Source organism: Alteromonas sp. MmMcT2-5, from assembly GCF_022348315.1.
Classification (GTDB): Bacteria; Pseudomonadota; Gammaproteobacteria; order Enterobacterales; family Alteromonadaceae; genus Alteromonas; species Alteromonas macleodii.
In genome coordinates this window covers 20091-32717 of sequence record NZ_JAKRFB010000047.1, presented here as the reverse complement: position 1 = coordinate 32717, position 12627 = coordinate 20091, and the positions used below count along the sequence as shown (strand labels likewise).

13 protein-coding genes are annotated in these 12627 nt (G+C 44.7%); 9 read left to right on the top strand and 4 right to left on the bottom strand.

All coding sequences use genetic code 11. The features are described from left to right. Nucleotides 1-73 precede the first annotated feature (73 nt). Nucleotides 74-217, bottom strand: a complete 144-nt coding sequence (locus MHN09_RS16765; RefSeq protein ID WP_239241532.1) for a hypothetical protein — start codon at nt 215-217, stop codon at nt 74-76. A 104-nt stretch (nt 218-321) separates the two neighbouring features. On the opposite strand from MHN09_RS16765, the gene MHN09_RS16760 reads away from it, so the two are divergent. From MHN09_RS16760 to MHN09_RS16750, 3 genes are all read left to right on the top strand, one after another. Further along, nucleotides 322-1278, top strand: a complete 957-nt coding sequence (locus MHN09_RS16760) for a helix-turn-helix domain-containing protein (RefSeq protein WP_187447232.1) — start codon at nt 322-324, stop codon at nt 1276-1278. Between the two features lie 81 nt (nt 1279-1359). Continuing rightward, on the top strand, nt 1360-2562 hold the full coding sequence (zigA, locus tag MHN09_RS16755) for a zinc metallochaperone GTPase ZigA (RefSeq protein ID WP_239241530.1): 1203 nt from the start codon (nt 1360-1362) through the stop codon (nt 2560-2562). 1 nt (nt 2563) lies between these two features. Further along, nucleotides 2564-3247: a DUF1826 domain-containing protein gene (locus MHN09_RS16750; RefSeq protein WP_187447230.1), complete on the top strand. Its 684-nt coding sequence runs from the start codon at nt 2564-2566 to the stop codon at nt 3245-3247. Between the two features lie 223 nt (nt 3248-3470). Here the strand turns inward: MHN09_RS16750 and MHN09_RS16745 are convergent, their stop codons facing one another. After that, nucleotides 3471-4997: an ATP-binding cassette domain-containing protein gene (locus MHN09_RS16745; protein WP_239241528.1), complete on the bottom strand. Its 1527-nt coding sequence runs from the start codon at nt 4995-4997 to the stop codon at nt 3471-3473. A 168-nt stretch (nt 4998-5165) separates the two neighbouring features. On the opposite strand from MHN09_RS16745, the gene MHN09_RS16740 reads away from it, so the two are divergent. From MHN09_RS16740 to MHN09_RS16715, 6 genes are all read left to right on the top strand, one after another. After that, nucleotides 5166-5603, top strand: a complete 438-nt coding sequence (locus MHN09_RS16740; RefSeq protein WP_239241526.1) for a GNAT family N-acetyltransferase — start codon at nt 5166-5168, stop codon at nt 5601-5603. A 45-nt stretch (nt 5604-5648) separates the two neighbouring features. Then, entirely contained in the window at nt 5649-5993 is a 345-nt protein-coding gene (locus MHN09_RS16735; protein ID WP_039225261.1) for a lactoylglutathione lyase, read from the top strand. A 30-nt stretch (nt 5994-6023) separates the two neighbouring features. Next, complete coding sequence (locus tag MHN09_RS16730) at nt 6024-6443, top strand: GNAT family N-acetyltransferase (protein ID WP_239241524.1); 420 nt, start codon at nt 6024-6026, stop codon at nt 6441-6443. 410 nt (nt 6444-6853) lie between these two features. After that, nucleotides 6854-7519 (top strand): FlgO family outer membrane protein, encoded by a 666-nt coding sequence (locus tag MHN09_RS16725; protein ID WP_239241523.1) that lies wholly within the window; start codon nt 6854-6856, stop codon nt 7517-7519. A 4-nt stretch (nt 7520-7523) separates the two neighbouring features. Beyond that, nucleotides 7524-8288, top strand: coding sequence for a FlgO family outer membrane protein (locus tag MHN09_RS16720; RefSeq protein WP_239241522.1), 765 nt, complete (start codon nt 7524-7526; stop codon nt 8286-8288). Nucleotides 8289-8298: 10 nt separating this feature from the next. Next, nucleotides 8299-9024, top strand: coding sequence for a FlgO family outer membrane protein (locus tag MHN09_RS16715; protein ID WP_049587774.1), 726 nt, complete (start codon nt 8299-8301; stop codon nt 9022-9024). Between the two features lie 124 nt (nt 9025-9148). Here MHN09_RS16715 and mnmC read toward each other — a convergent pair whose 3' ends face one another. Continuing rightward, complete coding sequence (gene mnmC, locus MHN09_RS16710; protein WP_239241521.1) at nt 9149-11209, bottom strand: bifunctional tRNA (5-methylaminomethyl-2-thiouridine)(34)-methyltransferase MnmD/FAD-dependent 5-carboxymethylaminomethyl-2-thiouridine(34) oxidoreductase MnmC; 2061 nt, start codon at nt 11207-11209, stop codon at nt 9149-9151. A 3-nt stretch (nt 11210-11212) separates the two neighbouring features. After that, complete coding sequence (locus MHN09_RS16705) at nt 11213-12487, bottom strand: galactose oxidase (RefSeq protein WP_239241520.1); 1275 nt, start codon at nt 12485-12487, stop codon at nt 11213-11215. Nucleotides 12488-12627: the final 140 nt, after the last annotated feature.

Genomic DNA, 12627 nt, shown 5'->3' with positions numbered 1-12627 from the left:
AGAAATAGCCATTTTGCTGCACCCAAAGATGAGTAATAGATCAAAATGGGGGATCGGTGTCAAGAAAAATAAATCAGCTAATTAGGTGCGGAATGACGGTTTCTTGCATCGCAAGCTCTGGTTTGTGTAAAGGATACCTCCCTTCAGGAAAGTAATCGTTTTGAATATCTATAACAATAAGTGCTTGTTTAACCACGGTCTTACCCTCTTTTTCCAAGAAATAGTCTCTAGCACGGTTTAAGTTGTGCTTACTCGATATTGACTATTTTGCAGATTTTCACGTGTAATAGAGAGTGACGATAATGACAAAAAGCGCGCCAAATGCGACAGCGTTCACAGAACGACAATGAAACGATGAAAGAAATAAAAATAGCAGTAATAAACTATCCAACCGCAAGCCAATCTGCGCTTTACGGCATCGTTGAGATGTTAGAGTTAGCAAATACGATGTGTGAGCAAATCAACGCTGATGTGGCATTTAGCGCGAGTATTTACAAAGCGGAACAGTTGAATTCAAATGCACTGGTTGACGTCGTCATCTTGCCGCCAAGCATGAGTGAAACATTTTTTGAGCATGACTTCACATCACTCATCAACTATATGGAAGTCATGCAGTCCCAAGGTGCATTGCTCGCATCTGCTTGCGTAGGTGCATTTATTCTTGGCAAAGGGGGCTTTTTAGATAACAAAGTGTGTACTACACACTGGCGAATTGCCGATCACTTCATGGCAACCTTTCCCACAGCAAAGCTAGATGCTAAGGCTATCGTGGTAAACGGGGAGGGTGTAATAACAGCTGGCGGGAGAATGGCGTGGATTGATCTTGTGTTTGAAATCATATCGACCTTAAGTTCACCCACCATTGCCTTGAATCTTTCTAAAGAGATGGTGGTGGATACAGGTTACAGGGAGCAAGGCTTTTATCACCAGTTTTCACCCAAAAAAGATCATGGCGATGCTCTCGTTGTTAAAGTGCAAAATTTTTTGGCAAATCATTACAGTCAGCCAATTTCTCTTAGCGATTTAGCCAGCCACACTTTCGTTAGTCAGCGAACCTTACAGCGAAGATTTGCGCAAGCGTTAGGTATGTCAGTCATCGACTATCTGCAGAAGCTGAGACTTCATCATGCTTGTCAGCAAATTGAAGTATCAACGCGCAGCATTGCTGATATCGCATTCAACGTGGGCTATCAAAACGTCAATGCGTTTAGGAAGATATTCCGTAAAGAGTATGGGCTTAGTCCGGTGGAATACCGCAAGCGTTTTGCAATAAATTGATCATATCGTTATTTTTATTTTAATTGTTATGTTATAACATTTATTAAATTCGATATTTAAAATGAAACTTAGCGAGTCGTTATGTCAATTCAAACTCAGCTTCCCGTTACCGTACTTTCGGGCTTTCTAGGCGCCGGTAAGACCACGGTTCTAAATCATATTCTGAATAATCGTGATGGATTAAGAGTAGCCGTTATTGTTAACGATATGAGTGAAATCAATATCGATGCTGCAACGGTGAAAAATGAAATTAGCTTTAATCGAGCCGAAGAAAAGCTAGTTGAAATGAGCAATGGCTGTATTTGTTGCACGTTGCGAGAAGATTTGCTTGAAGAGATAGAGCGTTTAGCGCATGAAGGTAAATACGATTATCTGGTAATAGAGTCTACAGGTATTTCGGAGCCTTTGCCTGTAGCTGAGACCTTCACGTTTGCCGATGAAGACGGTAAAAGCTTGTCGGAAATATCACGCCTCGATTCGATGGTCACCGTTGTCGATGCATTGAATTTTCTTAAAGACTATGACGAAGCTAAGTTTCTCAACGAAGTGGGTGAGAGCTTGGGGGAGGAAGATGAGCGAAGCGTGGCAGACTTGTTGGTCGAACAAGTGGAATTTGCTGATATATTGCTTATAAGCAAAACCGACTTAGTCTCTGAACAAGAGTTGGCGCGCCTTAAAAGTATTCTGCAAACACTTAATACCGAGGCTATTCAAGTTCCTATCGAGCATGGAAAAGTGCCCCTCGACAAAGTGCTGAACACAGGGCGGTTTAGCTTCGAGCGTGCTCAGCAGTCGCCCGGTTGGCTGAAAGAAATGCGTGGCGAGCACGTACCAGAGACTGAAGAGTTTGGTATAAGCAGCTTTTCTTACGAAGCGCGACGTCCGTTCGATCCGCAGAAGTTTTATGATTTTATTCATAGTAAAGACATTGCAGGTAAGTTAATTCGTTCAAAAGGCTTCTTCTGGCTGGCAACACGCCCTCAATTAGCGGGTAGCTGGAGCCAAGCTGGCGGTATGGCAAGATACGGGGCTGCTGGGCTGTTTTGGAAAGCCGTACCCAAAGAGCAGTGGCCTGAAGACCCTGAATACCTTAAAGCGATTGAAGAACAATGGATGGAGCCCTTCGGTGACATGCGTCAAGAACTGGTGGTCATTGGACAAGGGCTTAATAAAAACGACATTATCGAGCGGTTAGATCGTTGCTTGTTAACAGACGAACAGCTTATTCAAGGCCATCATGTTTGGGCTGAAATGCCTGACCCATTTCCTGCGTGGGAGCACTAATATGCAGGCGTTAAAAGACCACATTACTTCCTTTGAACACAGCGACTCTTGGCGCTCAAGCGCCGATGCTATGGTGTTAGGCGATATCTTTGATAAAGGTATTAGCGTTGCGGTATGGACAAGACCCGAAGTACCACTTGTCACGCAATATTATGTCGACGTTTTTAAATCATTAGGAATGGGGATTCGCGGTGTTTTCTCTTTAACATCACTGAAAGAGGAAATCGCAAAGCTTTTACCTGATGGAAGAAATAGTGCCGGAAAGCAGGCTGCCATTGACGATATTTATTTGCTGTCTGACATGCTCACCACGCTATTTGATTGTGACAGTGTTGGCGTAAGGTTAGTGCCCCTTTCATCAGCAATGTGCCCAAGCTTCCATGTGGACAATATTCCTGTTCGGTTGGTGAATACCTATTTGGGCGAAGGTACAGAGTGGCTGCCGAAAGAAAGTGTGGTTACACGCCAAATGATTGGTCTTAACGACGCGAATACACAAGGGCTTACTAAGAATAGGTTGGGTCAGCACTATCGAGAGAGCAGCGTTAGGCAAATGAACGCGTTTGATGTGGGTTTACTTAAAGGTAAGTCGTGGCAGGGCCATGAAGAATTTGCCGCCGTGCATCGGTCCTGCAAAGTCATACCTGGTACTCATCGCGTGTTGCTTACCCTGGATCCCATGTAGTTTTTGAGTACTTATTGTACCTCACCCTCGGTTACTTCGGCGCTATCACTTTTTCCATGAGTTTTCCCTTGTGATAGCGCTTTTTTCTCTCTCGGTACCTAGCTGCGCTAATCTTCTTAAATATCCGCTTTTAAGATTCCAGCTTTAAGGCTAATTGTCTAACAGGCAAGTGCCACGTCTTTTTAGCGAAGACCTGAAAGGCCAAGTTTTTCAACATATACCCTTAAACATTATAGTCTTTCATATTTAACGTATTGTGAATGCTAGGAATGCGTTCTTCTGCATGGTGATTCACATACAGCAGTGTACTTGTGCCAGCCCTAGCCAATATATCAATAAGCTTAAGCGCTTTCTGTCGGTTGAAGTCGTCTAAACCATTGCAAGGTTCATCCAAAATAAGCACGGCGGGGTGCTTAACCATAGAACGTGCAATAAGTACTAATCGCTGGTCACCAAAAGACAGTGACTGAAACGGCGAGTTCTTTTTCTGTTTCAAACCCAGTACTTCAAGCCACTGCTCTGCCACCATGCGTTCCGCTAGCGTGGGGCGAGTGTACAGACCAATACTGTCGTGAAAGCCTGAAATGATAACGTGCTCAACACTTGCATTCACTTTGTACTGCATGTGGAGCGCATTCGACATAATTCCAATGTGCTTTTTAATGTCCCATATACTTTCGCCTGTGCCACGTTTTATGCCAAACATTGTTAAATCGTTGGTATAACAATGGGAATTATCACCGGTAAACATTTGAAGCAAACAGGTTTTGCCTGACCCATTTGGACCAGTGATCTGCCAATGCTCATTTTTGTTAAGCGTAAAGTTAAGCTTTTCAAATACGGTTCGCTCATCGAAGCGCACGAATCCATCTTTAAGCTGAATTAAGGTATGAGGTAGTGAATCTAACTCACTGTTTTGATCATTGAGGTTTCGGTTATTGCGATTGGGGTCATCGCCGTGTTTGTCTTTAGCGTTAAGGGCTGAGGGAACATCGATATCATCAGACTCTAGTGCAAACCAGGTGCTTAGTTCTGAGCGCAAACCGTCATAGTTAAGTTTATCTTCAGATTTCCACGTAATAGCCAAGTCATCCATGACAATCAACTGGGCTTGCATATTCTTGGGAATATCTGCGAGTTTGTTGGCGGAAAGTACTAAAGAAGCTTGCTGCTGAGAGACAAGAAAGCGACTAAATGCGCTTATCGCTTCAACATCTAAACCTTCGAAGGGTTCATCAAGCAAAATAATAGAGGCATTACTTAACCATGCCAACATGATAATAATCTTGCGGGTTTCACCTGTTGAAAGTGAAAGAAACCCATTATCTAGCAAATGCTCAATTCTAAGCGCAGAGGCGAGTTCGTCGTAATAAGGGTGGTTTTGATAATCCTCATTAGTCTGTGCGAATAGTTCGCGAACCTGTGTTGGCTCAGCTATTACGTCTAAAATATCTGCACTGTCTTTTTGTTTTTCTTCTTCAATTATCGCTTGCTGTTTAAAAACCGATACCTCTGCAACAACCGAAGTACATTCACGACTACCGCTTGCTACCTTCCCACTACCGGCAAGCGCGGAAATTAAGAGTGACTTTCCGCTACTGTTTCTACCTGCGATAAGGAAGTGCGACGGCGCACTTTCAGTACAGAGCGCTAGCGAAAATGCAGGAGTAATGTATTGATTAGGAAGCTTTATTTGAAATTCAGAAAGGTACAGCATTAATGATCGCGAGTGAATATGGTTTAGCGCCATTGTGAAGTTTTCTGATTTCGTGTCAATGGTGAATAAGACATTCTGAAGCCTGAATCAGGTGGTAAGTTAGTCTTTTACTATCAATATGGCTATAAACGACTAATGATGACTTGAGTGAACTTCAGCTTATAATGGCAAGAAAGCAGTGTGCATTAATAAGAAGACAGGATGAAAATTTCACTGGAAGAAATAAACAAATCTAATTATGAGCAGGTTTGTGACTTGGATGTGGCTGATGATCAACAAGCGTTTGTAGCGTGCAATATGTGGTCGTTGGTTGAGTCTTTCTACAACGAGAACCATACCTGCAAAGCCATTTATTGCAATGACCAGCCCGTAGGATTCTTGATGTGGGTTCGGGAAACGCCAACCAAAGTGTCCATTTGGCGCTTTATGATTGATGAGAGCCATCAGAACAATGGAATTGGCAGAGCTGCTTTATCTCAAGCTATCATGCTCATAAAGCAAACTTCTGAGCTCAAACAAATAGAGATATGCTATAACCCCAAGAACCCTGTCGCCAAAGCCTTCTATTCAAGCTTTGGTTTCGAAGAGGTGGGGTTAGATGAAGGTGGCGAAGACATGCTTGCTGTTATTGCCATTTAGCCACGATTTAAATTTAAAGCAGCGAAATGCGAGGGATCTCAAGATATGGACGTCATAGATATTAAGACTTTTATTCCAAGCAAAAACTACGACATTTCTAAAGCATTTTATTCTGAGATTGGATTTAATGCAGAATACGTAAATGAAGACCTAACACTGTTTGAAAATGGTGATTGTCTCTTCTTTCTTCAGCGCTTTTATAACCCTGAATTGGCGAATAACTTTATGCTACAAATATGTGTAGCAGACATTCAGGACGCTTTTGATTTGTGCTCGCGCTCGTTACATAAAACGAAAATTTCATCAATTGAGCAACAACATTGGGGAAGTGTTTTCTATCTATGGGGCCCGTCGGGCGAACTACTTCACATTACCGAATTAGGTAGCTAGCTTTTGCGAAAACGAGGGGCGGAATGACGAATGATGCATACCAATTACACCGTTAAAGAAAGTCCTCCGTCAGCTGAAGACTTTACCAGTCTGAGAAAATTGATTGGATGGAGTAACCCGTGTTTATCGGTTGTTCAAAAAAGTATTGATGCCTCGTTGTTTTGGGCAACAATTTACCTCGACAACAACCTTGTAGGCTGTGGTCGGGTGATTGGCGATGGCGCAATGTATTTTTATATTCAAGACGTCATTATCCATCCAGAACATCAGAATAAAGGCTTGGGCTCGAAAATAATGAACACGTTGATTGCACATTTGGAGTCTTGCTGCGCACCTGGCGCAACCATTGGCCTGTTGGCTGCGCATGGAAAAGAGAGTTTTTATCTTAAGTTTGGCCTAAAACCTCGCGATGGTCAGAGCTTAGGTTTAGGCATGTGTAGGTTTATTTAGCTACTTGGTCATTAACGTGGCATGAGAGTCCCGGGAGTTCTCAAGCTTTTTTAATCACTTGGCATTGTGATCATTGCCTATTTAATTATCGGCAGCTTTCTGTCCTAAGGCGGCAAGTCGCCTCCGCTTTTCATGCACGGCCTGACGATAAACATCAAGTTCTTTTAACACTGAGAAAGGTATATCTCCTTAAACTAGGCGCTTTACGTCACTTGGTTATCAGCAATTTTATCAATGTAACCTTCAATGTAACGGTCAATGCTGCTTGTAGCCTCTCTTTGGTGTGAATTTTGCAAAAGCATGTTTAAAGACACTAAAAATGTCGGTTTGCGTAGTAGCTGATCACTGTTTTTCGATGAGTTTTTGCTTCTTTCCGATAGAAATTTGACGTTTTTCACTGGACACGTGTAATGAAAAGTATGACAAAACCTGTCTCTCACGCTTTGTTGACAGAAAATGGTCGCTTAGTCGCGAAAGCCTTGGCATATACCGCGCTTATCTTGGGCTTACTCTCTGCTTGCTCTTCATCTGATGAACCTAAGAGCCAATTTGCACAAACCGATGCCAGCGATGTATCGGCATTGGGGAATGTGGAATACCATACCTATATGTTGGCGAACGAACTTTTTGCTGATGTGGGTCCAGCACGTCAGTCTCGCTATGCGGTAGTCGGCTTTGTACCTGCGGATACTATGAAATACAGTGCTGGTCATCAACATCCGCTAATGTTGTTGGGCCATCAACTTGAACAGGGAATGATTACTGAGGCCACGAAAAGAGGCTTTTCTACTCAAGAATTTAAGCTTTCGAACGATATAATTGTTAGTAACGAAAGCGACAGAGTATTAACCCGCGATATCGACCAGCTTTCCAACATTGAGCGCGTCGATTTTTATATAACCGGCACTATGGTGTATCAAGAGTCTGGCGCGGTGGTTAACGCTCGAATTATCAACGCTAGAAATAAAAACATTGTCGCTGCAGCAACACGCTTTTTCCCTGCCGAACTGTTTTGGCGCGAAGAACAAGTAACCACCAGAAACGGCAAGTTATACAGAACTGAAGGTACGAGGTAACCCCATGAAAAGACGAAATCAATACGCGGCGCTTTCGCTTTGTGCTTCACTGCTAAGCGTTAGCGGGTGCTCTATGATGATGGGGGAAGAAGAGGTAGCCGAACAAGCGCCTCAGCGCCCGGCCATGAATGTGATTGATATTACTGCCGCCGACCGCGCTCCTTCAAAGCCAGTTGAAAATACCAGCGATACCCAGTCTCAGGGTATGGACGCGTACGGCGCTATCGGTCAACCTCCTTTGTATTCGAGCGTACAGGGCGCGTATAAAGGTCGACCTCTAACCAAGCATATTGGCGACTATGTGAAGAACATGGCGCAAGACTTAATTGCCAATATGGAATATGTGAATAACAAAACACCTATCGGTGTAACCCATTTCGCACTACTAGATACTGACTTGCAGCAAACAGATTTGCTTGGTCGTCAGATGGCGGAATCTTTTGTTCACGAACTGCATAAATTCCGCGTGCCGGTTATCGACTTCAAAGCCACCGAGTATATTCGCATTACTGACGATGGCGATTTTGTATTAAGCCGAGACTATTTGGAATTGAGCAGCAGCCTTCCTATTGAATATGTGTTAACCGGAACAATGACCAAGCACCAAGGTGGCGTGTTAGTTAACGCCCGTATTTTAGGCATGGAGTCGCGCGCAGTTGTGGCAACTGCGCAAATGTTAGTGCCGTTCTACGTAGTAGATGCACTTATTCCAAGTGACGGTAGCCAGCAAAACGGTATGCGCGATGGCGTTAAGCTAAGTCGCGGCTAGGAGTTTCAGCATGGTGTTTACAAAGAAGCTTGTGTCAAGCAGTTGGGCAGCCGTTGGCGTAATGCTGAGTGTATGTATGACAGGGTGCACTAGCACAGAGTCTATTGGCTCATTTTGGTTAGGTGAAGACGGTGAAATTACTCATCACGCCGAGCCAGTGCCTGTACCAAGCCGCTCAGGGCTGGAGTACACACCAGATTCTCGCGATAGACAATATCAACAGCACGTGGAAGTCGAACCCGGCTATAAAGACCCACTACATCATGGCTATTCACCTTCACAAACGCATAAGCGCTTAAATGATTACGCCTCGCAACTTGCGATGGAGTTAATGGACAATGCAACCCGTCTTACGCAGCAAGATATGGTGGGTGTGGCGAGCTTTGTGAGGCTTAATCAGTCGTTGAGCGACAGCACCGTGTTAGGCAATCAGCTTTCAGAGTATCTAATAGCCGAGCTACAAGACTTTGGGTTAGCGGTTGTCGACTTTAAGCTTGCAGGTGGCATTACCGTAACGCCAATTGGCGATTTCGTACTTACTCGAGATGGTACTGCACTCGCTAAACAGGTTGAAATGGACCATGTTGTAACCGGCACCATCATTGAAGATGACAGAGGCGTACGCGTAAACGCCCGTATTGTGTCGCTGGAAAATAAACAAGTGGTTGCAAGCGCCAACGTATACATTCCTGCGTTTATCGTGATGGATTTAAATAAAATGGCTAGCGTAAACTAGCCATTTACTTCCTTAGCACTCTGTTTTCGAAAGCGAACTCCTTTCATGTTCGCTTTAAATCCTCTAAACGTCCGATCTTTTGTGTCTAGGCACAGTAGAATTTTCACAAAGACCTCTCCGTTTATTAACCCTGACTTCTAATTGCTTCGCGAGTCATAAAGCGGCTTGTGTTCACTGCATTAAGCAAATCGTTGCTTAAAGGCAGAGGCTCCATACATAGACTGCTCACCAAGACTTCTGCCATTAAAGGTGCTGTGGTTAACCCTCGTGACCCTAAGCAAGTAAGCGTGGAAACTACGCTGCTTGGCAACACTGGCGCGCTAGTCAACGGCTTGCCCACGCCTAGCATAGTGTAGAGCTCTTTTAATGAATCAAAGTTATGTAGTGCACCGACAACAGGCTGGTGGTCGGGTGAACCTAAACGCGTAGCCGCTCTGGCTTTACCGTCATGTTGTAATGCTTGCACGATGTCGGTGTTTGCCAGCGCCTGTTCGTGTGTGGCGAGGTTCATTTCAGTTTCATCGCCTCGTACATCGGTACTTAAGTCGTTTTTAACGTAGGTTGAACCTAACGCGTGCCGACCTTCGAATACAGGTGTCATATAGCCTTTATGACACAACACAGTGTTAAGCTGTTCAATTGGCATTTGGGTGGGAATAGCTTCAACCTGGCCGCGAACAGGGCGAAGGGACAGACTGTCAAAATCGCTAGCGTTTACCGCACCTGCACCAAGGGCAAGGATAAGGTGATCGGCAGTAATAACTTCTTCATTCTCAGCGCTATCTAAGTTAAAACGAATCTGCACCCGCTGCTTTGTTGTCTCAACTGCCTCATGAGACACATAGGTATGATTGGGTTTCAGCGTGAGTTTGCCACTTTGAAGTGCTTCTTCAATCATGGCAGTAACTAGCTGTGGAGGAGAAAGCCAACCACCAAGGCCAATGTATAAGCCTGAATAGGGAAGGGGCAGGTTAGCGATATCGCTCACTTCTTTGCTGTCTACGGGCTTAATTAAAGTTTCAGGCCAAACGTCGGCTGCTGCCAGTTTATTTTGGCGTTCTGCTACCTTGTCGTTAAAGTTTAGTTGAATAACACCACAGAAATCATGGGCAACGTCGGCTAGGCCACAGGCTTTTACATGTTCAATAGTGTGGTCGTAGGCTTGTCTAGCATACAAAAAACTATGCGCCTGAATGCGGCTGGCAATACTTGCTTCGCTATGAAGCTGCGGGTAAAAGCCGCCTTGCGGGTTGCCAGAAGCGCCGCTTGCAAGGGTGTCACCATTAAAATACAAAGTAGTGTTAATGCCGCGTTTTACTAAAGCCAGGCATGCCGTAGCTGCTGCAAGGCCGGAGCCTACCACTGCGACTTTACTTGTTTTATCTAAACTGTCGTTCGCGTACCTGTAATAGGGGCCAGCAGGCAGGCGAAGTTTATGCTGCACATTCTCATGGTCTTGGTCAAAAACGCCGGTCAGCATGTCGCGCTTACGGCCAAAACCGTTGCGTTTTTTAATGGTAAAACCCACACCAGCTAGCCCACGTTTTACGATGCCTGCGGCGGTAAAGGTTCCAAAGGTTGTACCTGTTTTTGACAAGCGAGCCATTTGGCTAAACAGAGCATCGGTCCACATATCAGGGTTTTTGCTTGGTGCAAAACCATCTAAAAACCAGGCATCGATGAGGCCATTTACAGGAGAATGCCATTGAGGCAAAAGCTCGTGTACATCACCAATCCACAAGTCGAGTGTGGTTGAATGGTTATCAAAATGAAGGCGATGACAACCTTCAAGTCCCATGGGGTAAAGTGAAGCGAGTGCTTGCGCTTCGTTTTTAAGGGCAGGAAAAGCTTCTAGCGCACGCTGCATATCCTGTTGAGGCAGTGGAAACTTTTCCGTGGTAATAAAATACAGGCGCTTTAACGGATGATCAGGGTTCGCTGCTCTAAATTCGTTAAAGGCACGCATGGCGACCAAAAAGTTCAGCCCAGTTCCAAAACCTGTTTCGGCGATGACAAAAGTAGGGTTGCGCCACTGTTGCCAGCGCTCAGCAAGGTCGTTGCCTGCAACAAAAACGTGTTGGGTTTCATCAATTCCGCTGTCGTTAGAAAAATAAACGTCGTCAAAATGGTCGGCGACAGGCGTACCGCTCTCATTAAAATGAACCTGTGCATGCTTAGATTTCACTGTTTATTTTTCTCCGTTTATGTCGTTTCTGTGTTGGCACTTTGAATTGGTAGCAGTTTTCACTACTTCAACAGCTTGCCCATCCGTTGCTTGTTTTGAAACGCCAGAGCTAACCTGGCTTTTAGAGGGACAGGACACTTCTGCAGGTGTTGAAAAGTGCGATGTTACTTTACTGGTTACTAGCTGCGCGCCAAGCATACCGCCAATAGTGCTCCAAGAACCATTAACGTTAATTAACCCGCGGTGATCCATTGTAGGCACTTCAGCATCTGTTTTTAATATAACCCAGGTTTCTTCCGCAATATCAAAGATCCAGATGGCGTCATCTGCAGTTGAAGGCTCGCCGTTATAGCCAATGCCATTGTAGTTGTACGGATTAGTCGAGCCGCCAACAAAATAGATTTTACTGGTGTCCTTATCGCCCGCTGCCGCCATGCGATAGCGCGCAGTACCCGTTGGATGGTCAAGCGTACGCCAATCAATTTTGAATGGATTTTCCTTGTCAATTTCACCTTTAAAGCAGGCTGTTTCTGGCGCGAAGCTGCGGCGTTTATCGCTGTGAGGTGTTACTGATACGCCGTCACAAATTACCATAGTGCTGTTAACGATGCCGCCAGCTTGTCCGAATACCGGACTGCCAAGAAAAGGGCTCGCCTGTTGCCATTGGGCGGTTTGCGTATCGTAAACCTGCACAAGGTTTACGTTCCCATCGTTGTGCCAGCCAGAAATTAAGTACACGTAACGGTCTTGGTAAACTAAAGCAGTTGCATCATCAACAGGCACGGGCATAGGCGTTAATAGCTTATATTCCCCTGTTACAGGAGCGTATTTATAAACATCTGGCGTACTAATTTCATTGTGATTTTCATCAACCGTGTAACCGCCAAAAATATAAATGCTGTCATTAACGCCCACTGCTACGGAGGCTAAACGGCCTTTAAGCGCAAGGCTGGATGGAACTGGGGTAAGGGCTTGCCATTGCAAAGGTTTATCTTTGTTGTTGATAACAAGTTGCCAAGCACGGTTGTGCACGTCTTTATGGGTCTTGCCTTTGCCCAGCCCCATAAAACTAAATACATATTGTGTGTCGTCTATGGTTACAGAAGCTACGGCATTGTTTGAAACTGGCTCTGGTAGCGCGGGGAGGACGATAGGCGCAGCTGTTACTGAGACAGTCGCTGCAGAAGCAATGATAAAGGCAGCCACCACGAAAGAAAGTCGGGGTACCGCACTTTGAAAAATGCGTAGAGCAATGGTTCTTGGCTTTTTTAATAACACAGCAATCTTCAGTTTTATCTAAATTTCGAACGTTTGGCCGCGTATTCTACCTGTCACCTTTTTGTTTTTCCGCAAAAGTTTGTACCTGCTTAAAACTCTTCTTTTCTTATTGCTTTTGCAAATAAAAATCTATCAGTAAA